Source organism: Exiguobacterium sp. s168, assembly GCF_018619035.1.
Taxonomy (GTDB): domain Bacteria; phylum Bacillota; class Bacilli; order Exiguobacteriales; family Exiguobacteriaceae; genus Exiguobacterium_A; species Exiguobacterium_A acetylicum.
Genome location: NZ_JACSNE010000017.1, coordinates 12,835 through 29,470, shown reverse-complemented (window position 1 = coordinate 29,470; position 16,636 = coordinate 12,835). Strand labels below are relative to the sequence as shown.

Annotated in this window: 17 protein-coding genes; 1 reads left to right on the top strand and 16 read right to left on the bottom strand. The window is 49.5% G+C overall.

Annotation, left to right across the window (positions count from 1 at the left end):
- Window position 1 precedes the first annotated feature (1 nt).
- From yycF to KNQ15_RS10620, 11 genes are all read right to left on the bottom strand, one after another.
- Window positions 2–709, bottom strand: a complete 708-nt coding sequence (gene yycF / locus KNQ15_RS10670; RefSeq protein WP_023469844.1) for a response regulator YycF — start codon at window positions 707–709, stop codon at window positions 2–4.
- A gap of 225 nt (window positions 710–934) precedes the next feature.
- Window positions 935–2,227 carry an adenylosuccinate synthase gene (locus KNQ15_RS10665; RefSeq protein ID WP_023469845.1) on the bottom strand — a complete coding sequence of 431 codons (1,293 nt, stop codon included), beginning with the start codon at window positions 2,225–2,227 and terminating at the stop codon, window positions 935–937.
- A gap of 211 nt (window positions 2,228–2,438) precedes the next feature.
- Window positions 2,439–3,791 carry a replicative DNA helicase gene (gene dnaB, locus KNQ15_RS10660; protein ID WP_023469846.1) on the bottom strand — a complete coding sequence of 451 codons (1,353 nt, stop codon included), beginning with the start codon at window positions 3,789–3,791 and terminating at the stop codon, window positions 2,439–2,441.
- A gap of 19 nt (window positions 3,792–3,810) precedes the next feature.
- Entirely contained in the window at window positions 3,811–4,254 is a 444-nt protein-coding gene (gene rplI / locus KNQ15_RS10655) for a 50S ribosomal protein L9 (RefSeq protein ID WP_055969789.1), read from the bottom strand.
- Window positions 4,251–6,236 (bottom strand): DHH family phosphoesterase, encoded by a 1,986-nt coding sequence (locus tag KNQ15_RS10650; RefSeq protein WP_214729320.1) that lies wholly within the window; start codon window positions 6,234–6,236, stop codon window positions 4,251–4,253. Before KNQ15_RS10650 ends, rplI begins: the two co-directional genes overlap by 4 nt.
- Window positions 6,237–6,370: 134 nt before the next feature.
- Window positions 6,371–6,601, bottom strand: coding sequence for a 30S ribosomal protein S18 (gene rpsR, locus KNQ15_RS10645; RefSeq protein WP_023469849.1), 231 nt, complete (start codon window positions 6,599–6,601; stop codon window positions 6,371–6,373).
- A 45-nt stretch (window positions 6,602–6,646) separates the two neighbouring features.
- Window positions 6,647–7,165 (bottom strand): single-stranded DNA-binding protein, encoded by a 519-nt coding sequence (gene ssb / locus KNQ15_RS10640; protein ID WP_023469850.1) that lies wholly within the window; start codon window positions 7,163–7,165, stop codon window positions 6,647–6,649.
- A gap of 23 nt (window positions 7,166–7,188) precedes the next feature.
- Window positions 7,189–7,476, bottom strand: coding sequence for a 30S ribosomal protein S6 (rpsF, locus tag KNQ15_RS10635; protein ID WP_023469851.1), 288 nt, complete (start codon window positions 7,474–7,476; stop codon window positions 7,189–7,191).
- A 120-nt stretch (window positions 7,477–7,596) separates the two neighbouring features.
- Complete coding sequence (gene ychF, locus KNQ15_RS10630; protein ID WP_023469852.1) at window positions 7,597–8,697, bottom strand: redox-regulated ATPase YchF; 1,101 nt, start codon at window positions 8,695–8,697, stop codon at window positions 7,597–7,599.
- Window positions 8,698–8,925: 228 nt separating this feature from the next.
- On the bottom strand, window positions 8,926–9,114 hold the full coding sequence (locus KNQ15_RS10625) for a DUF951 domain-containing protein (protein WP_023469853.1): 189 nt from the start codon (window positions 9,112–9,114) through the stop codon (window positions 8,926–8,928).
- A complete protein-coding gene (locus KNQ15_RS10620; protein WP_064300772.1) occupies window positions 9,086–10,015 on the bottom strand; it encodes a mechanosensitive ion channel family protein in 930 nt (309 codons plus the stop codon). Before KNQ15_RS10620 ends, KNQ15_RS10625 begins: the two co-directional genes overlap by 29 nt.
- Window positions 10,016–10,197: 182 nt before the next feature.
- Between KNQ15_RS10620 and yyaC the strand changes: the two genes are divergently transcribed.
- Complete coding sequence (gene yyaC, locus KNQ15_RS10615; protein ID WP_034786343.1) at window positions 10,198–10,815, top strand: spore protease YyaC; 618 nt, start codon at window positions 10,198–10,200, stop codon at window positions 10,813–10,815.
- A 36-nt stretch (window positions 10,816–10,851) separates the two neighbouring features.
- Here the strand turns inward: yyaC and KNQ15_RS16925 are convergent, their stop codons facing one another.
- Genes KNQ15_RS16925 through mnmE form a run of 5 tightly spaced genes read right to left on the bottom strand, consistent with a single transcriptional unit; the run spans window position 10,852 to window position 16,583 of the window.
- On the bottom strand, window positions 10,852–11,616 hold the full coding sequence (locus tag KNQ15_RS16925) for a ParB/RepB/Spo0J family partition protein (RefSeq protein ID WP_035395440.1): 765 nt from the start codon (window positions 11,614–11,616) through the stop codon (window positions 10,852–10,854).
- 38 nt (window positions 11,617–11,654) lie between these two features.
- Window positions 11,655–12,497 (bottom strand): nucleoid occlusion protein, encoded by an 843-nt coding sequence (gene noc / locus KNQ15_RS10605; RefSeq protein ID WP_023469857.1) that lies wholly within the window; start codon window positions 12,495–12,497, stop codon window positions 11,655–11,657.
- Window positions 12,498–12,545: 48 nt separating this feature from the next.
- A complete protein-coding gene (rsmG, locus tag KNQ15_RS10600; RefSeq protein WP_023469858.1) occupies window positions 12,546–13,262 on the bottom strand; it encodes a 16S rRNA (guanine(527)-N(7))-methyltransferase RsmG in 717 nt (238 codons plus the stop codon).
- A gap of 5 nt (window positions 13,263–13,267) precedes the next feature.
- Window positions 13,268–15,157: a tRNA uridine-5-carboxymethylaminomethyl(34) synthesis enzyme MnmG gene (gene mnmG, locus KNQ15_RS10595; RefSeq protein ID WP_214729318.1), complete on the bottom strand. Its 1,890-nt coding sequence runs from the start codon at window positions 15,155–15,157 to the stop codon at window positions 13,268–13,270.
- Between the two features lie 43 nt (window positions 15,158–15,200).
- Window positions 15,201–16,583: a tRNA uridine-5-carboxymethylaminomethyl(34) synthesis GTPase MnmE gene (mnmE, locus tag KNQ15_RS10590; protein ID WP_023469860.1), complete on the bottom strand. Its 1,383-nt coding sequence runs from the start codon at window positions 16,581–16,583 to the stop codon at window positions 15,201–15,203.
- Between the last annotated feature and the right edge of the window lie 53 nt (window positions 16,584–16,636).

Sequence of the window (16,636 nt, the reverse complement as noted above, 5' to 3'; positions counted from 1 at the left end):
GTTATTCATTCTCCCCATCTTGGAGATAATAGCCGACACCACGACGCGTCATGATGTAAACTGGCGTACTTGGGTTATCTTCGACTTTCTCACGGAGACGACGCACCGTTACGTCGACTGTCCGGACGTCACCGAAGTAGTCATAGCCCCAGACCGTTTGCAACAAATGCTCACGTGTCATGACTTGACCGATGTTTTTCGCGAGGTAGTGCAACAATTCGAACTCACGCTGCGTCAGCTCGATCTTTTGATCCTTACGTGTCACCGTATGCGAATTCGTATCGATATACAGTTCTCCGACTTTGAGTGGACCTGGTCCAACCGGTTGTGGTGTAGCTTCCGGACTCGTGTTGCGTAAGTGGACTTTCACGCGGGCAAGTAACTCGCGCGAGCTGAATGGCTTCGTCACGTAATCGTTCGCGCCAAGCTCAAGACCAAGTACCGTATCGATCTCGGAATCTTTCGCTGTCAACATGATGATTGGAATCTTCGACGTCTTCCGGACTTCCCGGCAGACCTCCATCCCGTCCATTAACGGGAGCATGATGTCGAGTAACATCAAATCCGGTTTGAACTCCTCGAATTTCTCTAATGCCTCCACGCCGTCATTTGCGATCGCGACCTGGTAGCCTTCTTTTTCTAATTTAAACTTGAGTATATCTGCAATCGGTAACTCGTCATCGACGACTAGAATTTTGCGTTCCGTCACTGGGTGTGCCCCCTTAAAAATTTCTATTCAATCTATTTTACCTGTTTTTTCAGCATATAGAAAGGTGGCGACGGAAACTCCCGGCGCCACTCTCTCTGCTGTTCGTCGTCTCACGGGAGAGGTTCCACGTGAAACACTGTATTCAGTATACCTGTTTTTGCTTCCGTTTGTGAACCATTTCGCACAAAAAACAGCCTCTTGCGGGAGGCAAGAGGCTGTTGGGACTTATGCTTCTTCGTAGAGATCACGCAAGACGACTGTCTGTTCACGACCCGGTCCGACCGAGAACGTGACGAGCGAGATACCTGTGAGATCCGCAATCCGCTTGACGTAGTTCTGTGCGTTCAACGGTAGATCTTCAAAGCGACGGACACCTGTGATGTCCTCTTTCCAGCCTGGAAGTTCTTCGTAAACTGGAACACATGCTTCGAGATCACGGAAGCTTGCTGGGTACTCATCGATCTGTTTTCCGTTGAATTCGTACGATGTACAGATCTTCAACGTGTCGAGTCCTGTCAAAACGTCGATTGAGTTGAGCGCAAGATCCGTCAACCCACTTGTACGGCGCGAGTGGCGAACGACGACAGAGTCGAACCAACCAACACGACGCGGACGTCCTGTCGTCGTCCCGTATTCACGACCGACTTCACGGATTTGGTGACCGATGTCATCGAACAATTCCGTTGGGAACGGACCGTCACCGACACGTGACGTGTACGCTTTACAGACACCGACGACGTGATCAATCCGAGCTGGACCGACACCGACACCCGATGCGACACCACCGGCAGATGCGTTCGATGATGTAACGAACGGGTACGTTCCGTGGTCAAGGTCGAGTAAGACACCTTGTGCGCCTTCGAACAACACTTTTTCGCCGTGATCGAGGCTATCGTTGACGACGACGGATGTATCGCAGACGTATTTCGCGAACTCTTGCCCATACGCATAGTACTCTTCGAAGATATCGTCGAACGCGATTGGTTCAGCGTCATACATCTTCGTGAACATCCGGTTCTTTTGGTCGAGAACGATCTTCAACTTCTCAGCGAACGTTTCTTTGTCGAGTAAGTCTGCCATCCGGATTCCGATTCGTGCGGCTTTATCCATGTAGCACGGTCCGATTCCTTTTAGCGTCGTTCCGACTTTTGCGTCGCCCTTCGCTTCTTCTTCTAACTGATCCTGCAACTGATGATACGGCAAGATGACATGCGCCCGATTCGAAATTAACAAGTTATCCGTTGAGACACCACGATCGTGCAGATACTTCAATTCCTTGACGAGTGATTTCGGGTTGACGACGAGACCGTTCCCGATGACACATTTCTTATCCGAGTAAAAAATACCTGATGGGATCAAGTGCAATTTGTACGTCTCGTTATTGAATACGATCGTATGTCCTGCATTGTCTCCACCTTGATAACGTGCTACGACGTCGGCTTGTTTCGAAAGAAAATCGGTGATTTTCCCTTTTCCTTCGTCGCCCCACTGTGTTCCGACTACTACTACTGATGACATCTTATCATCCACCTCCACGTACGATTCAAAACCACGACTAAGTGTAACGCGATAAAAAAGAGAAGTCAACCAAATACCGAACAATTAATTGTTACAATTCTCTTTCGTTCGTTTAATTATCGTTTTTGGTGAACAAACTGAGAATCTTTAGGTGAAAATAAAAAAAGCTACGTTTTATCTCCGATTGATCGAAGACAAAACGTAGCTTGGATTAAGCTGGTGGCGCGTACGAGTTGCTTGGCTCGAGATCCACGAACTTGTTGAATTCTTTTCGGAAGGCGAGCTTGACGGTACCGGTTGGACCATTCCGCTGTTTTGCGATGATGATCTCAATCGTATTCGCATCTTCCGTTTCTTTATTGTAGTAATCGTCACGATACAAGAAGGCGACGATATCGGCATCTTGCTCGATTGCTCCCGATTCCCGGATATCCGACATCATCGGTCGCTTATCTTGACGGCTCTCAACCCCACGGGAGAGCTGCGATAAGGCGATGACGGGGACTTCGAGTTCACGCGCGAGTGATTTCAAGGAACGGGAAATTTCCGAGACCTCTTGTTGACGGTTGTCGCTGGAGCGACCATTCCCTTGAATCAGCTGCAAGTAATCGATCATGATCATCCCAAGACCGTGCTCCTGCTTCAAACGACGGCACTTCGCCCGGATATCGTTAACCCGAATCCCTGGTGTATCGTCGATGTAGATGCCGGCTTGAGACAGGTTACTCATCGCAAGCGATAACTTGCCCCAGTCCTCTTCCTCGAGTTGACCAGTCCGCAGACGCTGCGCATCGACGTTTCCTTCGGCACAGAGCATCCGCATGACGAGCTGTTCGGCACCCATCTCAAGACTAAAGATGGCGACGTTCTCGTCAGCGCGTGTCGCGACGTTTTGCGAGATGTTCAAGGCAAACGCCGTCTTCCCGACCGATGGACGTGCTGCGACGATGATTAGATCGTTACGCTGGAAGCCGGCCGTCATCTTATCGAGATCCTGGAAACCGGTCGGAATCCCCGTCGTCTCGCCGCTTTGCTTATGCAATTTATCAATCGTTGCATAGGCACTCGTCAAGACGTCCGAGATCGGGATGAAGCTCGCGCTCCCTTTTCCTTGTGATACTTCGAGAATCTTCCGTTCTGCCTCATTCAGCAGGACATCGACCTCGTTTTGCCGCTCGTATCCGTCAGTGACGATTTCACCCGCCGTCCGAATGAGACGCCGAAGCGTCGACTTCTGGTCAACGACGTTGACGTAGTAATTGATGTTGGCTGCGGTTGGTACACCTTCCGCTAGTTCCGCTAGATACGGTAGACCACCGATCTCATCTAGGATGCCAAGCGTACTCAGCTCGGCTGTGACCGTGACGAGGTCGATCGCTTCGCCTCGGTCGGACAGCACGAGCATCGCTTCGAAGATCCGTTGGTGAGAGGCACGGTAAAAGTCCTGCGGTAACAGACGTTCTGATGCACTGATCAAACGATCCGCATCAATCATGATCGCCCCTAGGACGGCTTGTTCTGCCTCGATACTTTGGGGAGGCATATTTTGCATGACTTCACTCATCACCGTTCCCCTTTTCTACTCACGCCTCTTTGACCTGAACGTTCAGCGTCGCTGTCACTTCGTTGTGTAGCTTCAATGGTACCTTCGTAAAGCCGAGTGCCTTGATTGGGTGCTCGAGCTCGATTTTACGTTTGTCGATTTTGTAACCCATGCTCTTGAGTGCTTCCGCGATCTGTTTGCTTGTGACAGAACCGAAGACACGACCGCCTTCACCGGCTTTCGTCGAGACGATGATCGTCTCTTTTTCGATTTTCTCTTTTAACGCTTGCGCGTCAAGCAAGTTCTGTTTCGCTTCTTCTGCTGCTTTACGTTCATGTGCTTCATGTTGCTTCAAGTTGCCAGTCGTCGCAGGACGCGCCAACTTTTTCTTGAAGAGTACGTTATTTGCATAAGCATCGGCCACGTCTTTGACGTCTCCTGCTTTACCTTGTCCTTTTACATCTTGTAAGAAAATAACCTTCATTCTGATTCCTCTCCTTTTGTCTCATCTTCTAGATATTGATCGATCGCTTTACGCAACGCATCCGCGACCGTGATGACCGATTCTGACATCTGTGTCGCCGCGTTCGTCAAGTGACCGCCGCCTCCGAGCGTCTCCATGATCAATTGGACGTTGACTTCTCCAAGGGAACGGGCACTGATCGCTGTCCGTCCGTCTTGAAGTTCCGCGATGACGAAGGCAGCACGAATGCCTTGAAGCGACAACAATTGATCGGCCGCTTGTGCGATCAAGACTTGATCGTGAATGACGCCAGGTTCCGCTGTCGCAATCGCAATCCCTTTCGTATAGACCTCGGACCGCTCGAGGATATGTGACTGCTCAACGTACGTCTCAAGATCCTGACTGAGGAACTCTTGCACGAGCACCGTGTCAGCACCTTGTGAACGCAAGTAAGAGGCAGCATCGAACGTCCGCGATCCGGTCCGAAGGGCAAAGCCTTTCGTATCGACGATGATTCCGGCAAGTAACGCCGTCGCTTCAAGCATCGATAGCTTTTGATTCGTCGGCTGGTACTCGATTAACTCGGTGACGAGCTCTGACGTCGACGATGCGTAAGGCTCGAGATAAACGAGGACCGCATCTTCGATGAAATCCTCCCCACGCCGGTGATGATCAATCACGACCATATGCTCGAATCGATCGAGTAACGTCGGTACGACGACGAGCGACGGTTTGTGGGTATCGACGACGACGAGTAACGTCTGATCGTCAATCAACTGATCGGCTTGAAACGCATTGACGAACCGTGTCTCGAGTTGTGGTACTTCAGCGATCTCGTCCATCATCCGGCGAATCCCCCGACCGATTTCTTCTGGCGGTAAAACGATATGCGCTTCCTTATCGTTCATTTCCGCAAGCTTCAAAATGCCGATCGCTGATCCGAGTGCATCCATATCCGGATTCTTATGCCCCATGATCAGGACACGGCTTGATTCCTGCATTAAATCACGAAGCGAGTTGGCAATGACCCGTGCCCGGACACGTGTCCGTTTTTCTGTCGGGTTCGTCTTGCCGCCATAAAAGCGGACTTTCCCGTCGCGTTTGATGACGACTTGATCGCCTCCCCGTCCTAATGCGAGATCGAGACTCGACTGAGCCATCAGACCAAGCGCCGGAATCGGGTCACTTCCGCAACCAATTCCGATCGATAACGTCAACTGGACACCACGCTGACTCGTCTCTTCGCGAACGGTATCGAGAATCGTGAACTTCGATCGTTCGAGAATCCGGAGATTCTCTTCTGTCGTGACGATGAAATATCGATCGGACGCGGTCCGCTTGATATACGTTCCGTGTTCGGCTGCCCAGTGATTCAATAGTTGAGTGACACGACTGTTCAACTCACTGCGCAACTGATCTTCGATACCTTGTGTCATCTCATCGTAGTTATCGAGATAGATGACGCCGATGACCGTCTGATTGTCGACGAGTTGTTGTTCGACTTGTGCCTCTTCTGTCATATCGAACAGATAGAACGTCCGGTTCTCATGATTTGAAAAGACGCGATATACGGCATCACCGATTTCAAGCGTCGCTTGGTCCTCATTTGTCGCGACCATCTCGATGAATAAGGGATCGAGCTCATTGAGCGTCTGTCCCATCGCTACATCATCAAATATGTCCCGCATCGGATCATTGAACCAGGTGACGAGGGTATCCTCATCGTATAACAAAATCCCGATTGGCATGTTCGTCAACGCATCTTGTCCCGTCTCCTCGACTTGCATCGAGATTCCGGCGACGTACGCCTCCCATGCCCTGCGTGCACGACGTTCTTCGAATAGGTGCAATCCGAAGAGGAGGGCAGTCACGACGGCTCCGATAGCAGAGATGATCGGTTCACGTACAGCGACGACGAGAAGCAGACCGACGATTAATAGATACGGAATGAAGCGAACGATGCGTCGTTCTCGTTCCGGTGATACTTGTTGACCTGACTCCATCGTGTCCTCCTTATATGCTCTATAGGGTTCATTTAAATTTTTAGTAACTTGTTTATTATAACCGAAAAGCAGGAGGGGATGAAAGGGAAGCGAAAAAAAGCACCATCCTCACGTATGAGGATGGTGCTACGAAATCAGTCAGCCACGTATGGGATTAAAGCCATTTGACGTGCGCGTTTGATTGCGATTGTAAGTGGACGTTGGTATTTCGCTGAAGTACCAGTCACACGACGTGGAAGAATCTTACCGCGTTCCGAAATGAAACGTTTGAGAAGTTCTACGTCTTTATAATCGATATGAGTGATGTGGTTCGACGTGAAGTAACATACTTTACGACGACGTTTTCCACCTGGACGACGTGCCATGTGATTAACCTCCTTTTTTAACTTGGATTTTTCAGGACGATTTCCTTAGAACGGGAGATCGTCGTCTGAAAGGTCGATCGAACTACCGCCGCTGAACGGATCAGCGCCGAAGCCCGAATTCGATGAAGCGGGTGCTGGCGAGGAAGAGTTGTTCTGCTGTTGCTGTGAACCCCATCCTGCAGCATTCCCGTTTCCACCAGTAGATGAAGCGTAGCCTTCGCTACCATCCGAAGAACGGCTCGCGTTACGTGACTCAAGGAAGCGGACGCTATCAGCGACGACTTCCGCACGATAACGGCGTTGCCCTTCTTTATCGTCGTAGCTGCTAATCTGGAGGCGACCCTCTACACCAGCAAGACTACCCTTCTTCAAATACTGAGCAACGTTCTCTGCTTGCTTGCGCCAAACGACGCAATCGATGAAATCAGCTTCTCGCTTCCCATCTTGCCCTGTGAAAGGACGGTCACATGCGAGTGTGAATCGCGTTACCGCAATCCCGCTCTGCGTATAACGCATTTCCGGGTCACGAGTTAACCGACCGACTAAAACGACGCGGTTAATCATCAGAATCACTCTCCTGTTTCAGCTTATTTCTCGTCTTTTGTGATCATTAAGCGAACGATATCGTCACTGATCTTCATGAGACGGTCAAGTTCTTTTGTAGCTGCTGGTTCAGCAGAAACGTTAAGAAGAACGTAGAACCCTTCACGCATATCATTGATTTCGTAAGCGAAACGACGTTTACCCATTTCAGTTGTTTTATCAACTGTACCACCGTTATCAGTGAGGACTTTGTTGAAACGCTCCACTGTTGCTTTGCGTGCTTCCTCATCAAGTTCCGGACGGATGATGTAAAGTACTTCGTATTTACGCATATCTGTCACCTCCTCTTGGACTGGCGGCTCGAATGTTCGAGCAAGGAGCAATAATTCATTACTCACATTCGTTAATACTACCAAAGTATTTTGCTTTATGCAATAACGATTCGTTTTCGATTAGACGTTAAAGCGGAATGTGACGACATCGCCGTCTTGGAAGACATATTCCTTACCTTCTGAACGGTAACGTCCTTGTTCCTTGACTGTCGCCATGTTGCCTGCCGCTGCTAAATCTTCGTACGAAACGACTTCTGCACGGATAAATCCACGTTCGAAGTCCGAGTGGATGACACCCGCACATTGTGGAGCTTTCATCCCTTTTTTGAACGTCCAAGCGCGCACTTCTTTTTCACCTGCTGTGAAGTATGTCGCAAGACCAAGCGTGCTGTATGCTGCATGGATCAATTGATCAAGACCTGATTCTTCGATTCCGAGATCGACGAGGAACTCTTGACGTTCTTCTGGCTCAAGCTCCGCAATCTCTTCTTCGATCCGAGCACAGATGACGATGACTTCAGAACCTTCTTTTTCTGCGAATTCGCGTACGAGACGGACATTTTCGTTATTGTCAGCATCTGCGACTTCATCTTCGCCGACGTTTGCAACGTAAAGCATCGGTTTCATCGTCAACAATTGGAAGTGTTTAACGAGAGCTGCTTGATCTTCGTTCAATTCAGCGAGACGTGCTGGTTTCTCGTCTTCGAGTAATGCTTGCACGATTTCAAGTGCTTCGAGTTCAGCCGCTGCGTTTTTATCACGTGACTTGACTTGTTTTTGGACACGCTGAATCCGTTTTTCGACTTGCTCGAGGTCTGCGAGGATCAATTCGAGGTTGATCGTCTCGATATCATCGATCGGTGAGACTTTCCCGGCCACGTGTGTGATGTTTTCATCGACGAAACAACGCACGACCTGACAGATCGCATCTACTTCACGAATGTTCGCGAGGAATTTATTTCCGAGACCTTCCCCTTTAGACGCACCTTTTACGATACCCGCGATATCCGTGAATTCGAATGCTGTCGGGATCGTCTTTTTCGGGTTGACGAGTTCCGTCAATTTCCGAAGACGTGCATCTGGTACTTCAACGACACCGACGTTCGGGTCGATCGTTGCGAACGGGTAGTTCGCTGCCTCTACACCTGCTTGTGTGATGGCGTTAAAAAGTGTTGATTTTCCTACGTTTGGTAAGCCAACGATTCCTGCTGTTAATCCCACTTGGAATTCCTCCTTTTCGGTATTTCCTAGGAAATCCGTGCTAGCGGCCGCAGTGGGTAGAATGATTACACCACGTCAGCACATCTTTCACAATTATAGATAGTTCAATTTTTTTAAGCAAGGAGCTCGACCGTCTTTTTTACTCACGTCCTAACCGAACGCAATCGCTCCACTTAAGCAAGACAACAAAAAAGCGAATCTAATCACGAGGATCAGATCCGCTTTTCATTACTCTGGTAAGACTTTTTTCAATCGTTTATCAAAATCACGACGTGGCATCAAAATGCTTGCCCCGCAACCTTGACATTTGATTCGGATATCCATGCCGACCCGAATGATTTGCCATCGGTTCGTACCACATGGATGCTGCTTCTTCATCTCAACATAATCATGGAGTTGATACGTTTTTGGAATCATCCGTCTGTCCACCATTCTTTTGTTCTGGATTCATCATGACCATCCGTGGATACGGGATCTTGATGTTCTCTTCTTCGAGTCCTTGCTTCAATTCTTTCCGGATTAGACGACCAGCTTGGAAATGTTGCATCGGTGGTACTTCTGCCATCAAACGATAGACGACTTCAGAAGGACCAAGTGTCTGGACGCCAAGCATCTGGATTGGTTCGACGAACATATCGACATACTTCTTCGTCGTCCGGTCAGCGATCTCATGCAAGACTTGTTCGACCCGCTCGAGATCTTCGTCATAGGAGACTTGGACGTCGACGAGTGCAAAACTGTTGTCGACCGAATAGTTCGTCACTTGCAAAATCTGACCGTTCGGGATGATGTGGATCTCCCCGTTGAGTCCTTTGAGTTTCGTCGTCCGGATCCCAAGTTCCGTGACGACTCCTTCAATCACACCGACGCGTACATAATCTCCGACTTTGAACTGGCGTTCGAAGATGATGAACGCTCCGGTAATGATATCTTGTACCAAGTTCTTCGCACCGAACGAAATCGCAAGACCGGCGATTCCGGCACTGGCGACGAGACCGGTGATGTTGATACCGAACTGACTGAGCACCGTCAACAACATGACGATTCCGAGCACGTAACGGATTGCATTTTGTAGCAACTTCAGTAATGTCTCGTTCTGTCGTTGCGCCAAGTAGTCCTGGTCATTGATTTTCCTGATCGTAAAGAGACGCGAGACTGCCCCAGTCAAAACGCGCGTTAACACATAGAACGCCGCGATGATGATGAGCGCAATCAGTAGTTTCATCCCAAAACGAATCCACATATCCGCATCCATTACTTGATTGATTAGTTTATCGACTTGGGCGACGGATTCTTGTACATCTTGATTGGTAGCCATTCTCTCATCCTTTCTTGTTCTCTCTATTACGACAGTATACGTGATTTTAATTGAGTTTCAACCAAAGAGCCGATTTTGACGTTAGATTTTCGGAAAAACCGGGAAAGGAAAATCATCTAAGAACCCTTCACTCTTGCCAATCCACCACGACACCGACACCAAGAGAAGAAAGGATGATTTCGATGAATTTCCGCTTTCATTCGCACGAGCCCAAGCCTTATTCTTTCTTTTTAGAATATACGGAACCGTTCGCGAAAGAACGCTTAGCTGAACAACTATTCGAACAAATCTCCGCAGTCCAAGAAAAACGACCAATCGTACTCGTCTGCATTGGTTCTGATCGTTCGACGGGCGACTCACTCGGTCCACTTGTCGGAACATTCCTTGAAAAACAAGCACCTGCTCATCTCCACGTTTACGGTACACTCGCTAAACCCGTCCATGCACTGAATCTCGCTGAAACGATTCACTCGATCCAAACGACCCATTACCGTCCGCTCGTCATCGCAATTGATGCGTGTCTTGGTCGGCTTTCAAGCGTTGGGCATGTCTTCTTCTCGGAAGGTCCACTCGCACCCGGTGCTGGCGTCCAAAAAGAATTGCCAGCGGTCGGTGACTTCAACATTAAAGCCGTCGTTAACGTCAGTGGATTCATGGAGATGATGATTCTCCAAAATACACGGTTACATCTCGTTTATGAACTAGCAGAACTCGTCGCGAACAGTTTCCATATGCTCGATGCGAAACTATCCGCTGAATCGACACGGACGACGATTTCTTTCACGCCACGTTCGATGTAATCAAAAAGAAGCGAACCGTCACCGGAACGCTTCTTTTTATTGATCTGATTCAGGTAATAACAAGTCGAGCAACCGATTGAGGTCGTCTTCATCTGCAAAATCAATCTCGAGTTTCCCTGCTTGTTTGCCTTGTTTGATTCGAACCGTCGCCCCGTATTTTTCGCGAAGCGACTCTTCGACGAATTGGACAGCGGTCGCTTGTTGCGGACGCGTGGATTCTTTCCGTTCCCGAAGCGCCTGCTCTAATCGACGGACGTTCCAATTTTCCGCCATGACGCGTTCTGCCATCTGCTCGATTTTCTTTGGATGCTTCAGCGACAACAGGGCACGGGCATGTCCCATCGATAACCGCTCATCCATGACTGCTTGTTGAACGAGTAACGGCAATTGTAGTAACCGAAGACTGTTCGTGATGTGCGAACGACTTTTGCCGACACGCTGCGCAAGCTCTGCTTGCGTGATGCCGAATTCCTCGATCATCTCTGCATACGCCATCGCCTCTTCAATCGCGGATAAATCCGCCCGTTGGATGTTTTCGATCAAAGCGAGCTCCATCACGCGTGTCTCGTCTGCTTCGATCACGAGGACCGGTACACGTTCGAATCCTGCGCGACTCGCTGCTTGATACCGTCGTTCGCCAGCAATGATCTCATAGTAGCCATCACGTGGTCGGACGACGATCGGTTGGATCATCCCGTGCCGAACGAGTGATTGGGCTAACTCTTCTAATGCTTTTTCATTGAATCGTTTCCGGGGTTGAGTCGGATTCGGGCGAATCGCCCGAACAGGTAATTCGTTCACTTGCCTTCTCTCCTAAACGTAGCGGAAGGCACGACCGCTTATTCCGGACGTGCCTTCACGATGCGAATCCGCACCTCTACATATTCTTCACAATCGACTTCTTCTTTTTCAATCGTCAATCCGGTTTGCTCGATCATATCGACGGAATCGCGAAGGGTATTTAACGCAATCCGTGTATCGCGAGCAAAGCTCTTATGACGTTTTTTCTTCGGTGGCTGTGGTGTCATCAATCGTTCCACCCGGCGCTCCGTCTCCTTGACGTTCCATTCCCGTTCCAGAATTTCAGCAAGTACCGTTACTTGTAGCGCTTCATCCTTGAGCGGTAATAACGCACGGGCATGACGCTCCGTGATCGTCCGTTGCTTCAACGCTTCCCGGACATCCGTTGGCAATCGAAGCAAACGCAATTTGTTGGCAATCGTCGATTGACTACGTCCGAGCTTACGAGCTAACACTTCTTGCGTGATGTCTTGTAACGCAAGCAAGCGCTCATAGGCTTCTGCTTCTTCGATTGGTGTCAAATCTTCGCGTTGCAGATTTTCAATCAATGCCAGTGAAGCAGTCGTCTCGTCCGTCATCTCTTTGACGATGGCAGGAATCGTTTCCCAGCCAAGCGAGCGCACTGCCCGGTATCGTCGTTCTCCCGCAATGATTTCGTATCCTGTTCCTTGTTTTCGAACGACGATCGGCTGGAGTAATCCATGCTCTTCGATCGTAACGGCTAGCTCTTCAATTCGGTCCCCATCAAACACTGTCCGTGGTTGGAACTGGTTTGCGACAAGTTCTGTCAATGGTAATTCCTGAACCGTCTCTTGTGGGTCAAGCTCGATCGTAGCAGGTTGCCCTCCCTTACCGAGCAGCTTGGCAATTGCATTTCTCACGTTGGCGCACCTCACCTTTATCAGTCATCGTTTCACGTGAAACGGTGTTTAGCTTAATGGATCTTTCGCAGGCGTACCCGCTTTACGCGGATATTTCCCGGGTGTTGTTCGTTTTTTATCTACAATAACGATATTACGCTCACTTTCCTCGCCTGGCAATTGGAACTGGAAACTTTCCCGTAAATTCCCACCGAGTACTTTTAAGGCAATCGCACCATCCTCGAGCTCTTCACTGACTTTCGCTGCCTTCAAGGCAACGAATTGTCCCCCGACTTTCGCAAGTGGTAGGCAATATTCCGCGAGAACGGACATCCGAGCGACCGCACGTGCTGTCACGACGTCGAACCGTTCACGGAATTGTTTATTTTTACCGAACTCTTCGGCGCGTCCATGATGGAACGCGACACCTTCGAGTCCGAGTTCCGTCGCCAAATGATTGAGGAAGCCGATTCGTTTGTTGAGTGAATCGACGATCGTCACTTGGAGATGTGGGAACATGATCTTGATCGGCAGACTTGGGAAACCAGCGCCCGCTCCGACATCACAAACCGTCGTGACCGTCGTGAAATCGAAATAGAACGCTGCTGTGATCGAATCGTAGAAGTGCTTGAGATAGACATCTTCTTCGTCCGTGATCGCTGTCAGGTTCATCTTTTCATTCCACTCGACGAGCAGTTCATAATACCGTTTGAATTGATGCAACTGATGTTCTGAGACTTCAAGTCCCTGTGCTGCCAATGCTGTTACGAATTGCTGTTGGTTCATCTCGTTCACTCCGCAGTCAATGCGTATTGGCCTTGTTCGATATAGACAAGCAGGATCGAGATATCAGACGGGTTAACCCCTGAGATCCGGGATGCTTGTCCGATCGAGAGCGGACGCACTTGGTTTAGTTTTTGTTTCGCTTCAATCGCTAATCCACTGATCGCATCGTAATCGAGACGATCCGGAATCCGTTTTTGCTCCATCCGCATCATTTTTTCGACTTGATCGAGTTGTTTATCGATGTAGCCGGCATATTTGACTTGGATTTCGACTTGTTCTGCTGCTTCTGCAGACAATGGTGTTTCTGGTGGTGTCATTTGCGCGATCATCGCATACGTGATTTCTGGACGTTTCAGCAACGTGATCGCATGCAGGGCTTCCTTGAGTGGTGACGCACCGATTGCTTCAAGCTGTGCATTCACGTCTGGTATCGCTTTGATGACGACCTTCTCAAGACGTTTCATCTCAAGACGGATTTGCTCTTGTTTATCGAGTAACTTCGCTTGGCGCTCTTCCGAGATCAACCCGAGTTCATGTCCGATTTCCGACAGACGGAGATCCGCATTATCATGACGGAGCAACAACCGGTACTCGGCGCGTGACGTCAAGAGACGGTATGGTTCGTTCGTACCTTTCGTGACGAGATCATCGATCATGACACCGATATAGCCTTGTGAACGTGACAAGATAAGTGGTTCTTTGCCTTGGACTTGTAGGCCGGCATTGATCCCTGCCATGATCCCTTGTCCTGCTGCTTCCTCATAACCACTTGTTCCGTTGATTTGACCCGCTGTGAACAAACCAGGAACACGTTTTGTCTCGAGCGTTGGCCAAAGTTGTGTTGGAACGACGGCATCGTACTCAATCGCATAACCAGGACGCATCATTTCAGAATTCTCAAGCCCTGGAATCGAGCGGAGAATATCGTGTTGGACGTCTTCCGGCAAGCTTGTTGATAACCCTTGCACGTAAACTTCTTCCGTATCGCGACCTTCTGGCTCAAGGAAGATTTGGTGACGCGGTTTATCGTTGAACCGGACGACCTTATCTTCGATCGATGGGCAATAACGTGGACCTGTTCCTTTGATCATCCCAGAGAACATCGGGGAGCGGTGTAAGTTCGCATCAATCAACTGATGCGTATACTCCGTCGTATACGTCAACCAGCACGGAATTTGTTCCGTGATCATCTGAGTCGTTTCATGACTAAATGGAAGTGCCACTTCGTCACCTGGTTGAATCTCGGTCTTCGAATAATCGATCGTTTTCCCGTCGATTCGTGGTGGTGTCCCTGTTTTGAAGCGTGCGAGCTCGAATCCGAGTTCTTCAAGATGTTTCGATAGATTGATCGACGGCATCTGATTGTTCGGACCACTCTCGTAAGACAATTCACCGATGATGATTTTTCCGCGCATGAACGTTCCGGTCGTGATGATGACTGCTTTTGCCCGATACTCTGCCCCTGTATTCGTGACGACACCGACACAGCGTCCTTCGTCGTCAATTAACAACCGTTCGACGAGCGCTTGACGTAAAAGCAAATTCGGCTCATCCTCGAGCGCTTTTTTCATCCGGTTTTGGTATTCGAATTTATCCGCCTGTGCTCGTAATGCACGCACGGCAGGACCTTTTGACGTGTTTAACATTTTCATTTGAATATACGTTGCATCGATCGCACGTGCCATTTCACCACCGAGCGCATCGATTTCCCGGACGACGATCCCTTTTGCTGGACCACCGATTGACGGGTTGCAATACATGAATCCGACCATATCGGGATTCATTGTCAACATGACCGTTTTCGAGCCCATTCGTGCCGCAGCGAGAGAGGCTTCGATGCCGGCATGTCCGGCTCCGACGACGATAACGTCGAATTCACCTGCTTGATAAGCCATAGTACTGGTTCCTCCTTCTTATTCCACACGCAGTCGTCTCGAATTATTTCCCGAGACAGAACTGCGAAAACAACTGATCCAATAAACTATCCTGTGCTGTATCACCATTGATTTCGCCGAGCGTATCCCACGCCCGTCGTAAATCGATCTGTACCATGTCGATCGGCATCGCCGCTTCTGCTGCACCGAGAGCATCTTCGATCATCTGACTCGCGCGTTTGATCAGTTGGATGTGTCGTGCATTCGAGACGTACGTCATATCCTGGCTCTCGACACCCTGTTCAAAGAACAGACTCGCAATCGCTGCTTCAAGGTCGTTGACGCCTGCTTCTTCGAGCAAGGACGTCGTGACGATCGGTCGACCATCGGCAAGTTCCGTGACACGTGCTAAGTCAATCTGTTGCGCCAAGTCACTCTTGTTGACGATGATGATCGCGTTCATCCCTTTAATCGCTTCAAACAGCAAGACATCCTCATCCGTCAGAACATCGTTCCCGTTTAGGACGAGTAAAATCAAATCGGCCGTCTTTAAAGCCTGACGTGACTTTTCGACACCCATTCGTTCGACTATATCTTCCGTCTCGCGAATCCCTGCCGTATCAATCAACTTGAGCGGTACACCACGAACATTGACGTACTCCTCGATCGTATCGCGCGTCGTTCCCGCGATATCCGTGACGATGGCCTTTGCTTCTTGCACCAATGTGTTGAGCAAAGACGACTTTCCGACGTTCGGGCGACCGATGATCGCTGTGGATAACCCTTCACGAAGGATTTTCCCTTGGCGTGCCGTTGTTAATAACTCTGCCAAAATCGCGCGGACAGCACCAGCATCACGTTCGACGATCTGTTGCGTCATCTCTTCTGCATCGTATTCCGGGTAATCGATGTTGACTTCAATCGCAGCAATCGTTTGTAACAATTGTTGACGTAAGTCCTGGACGAGTTTTGAGAGACGCCCTTCAATCTGACTGACGGCGACATGCATCGCTCGGTCCGTCTTCGCCCGGATCAGATCCATGACGGCTTCCGCCTGTGACAAATCGATGCGTCCGTTCAAGAACGCCCGTTTCGTAAATTCACCAGGTTCCGCCAACCGGACTTCCGGTTGTGCGAGGATGAGTTCGAGGACACGATTGACCGCGACGACTCCTCCATGACAATTCAATTCGATGACATCTTCACGTGTAAACGTCTTTGGCGCGCGCATGACACTCACCATTACTTCATCGACGACACGGTCCGCCTCATGGTCGACCAATTTCCCGTAATGAATCGTATGGGTTGGTACTTCCGTCAAGCGGTTGCTCCCTTTATAAACACGGTCGGCTACAGCGACTGCATCAGGACCTGATAAGCGCACGATCGCAATCGCCCCTTCTCCCATCGGCGTCGAAATCGCGGCAATCGTATCAAATTCCATCATCCGTTCTTCCACCTCGTTTTTCTTCTGTCTTTTTATGAGTATTTAATCCTTAA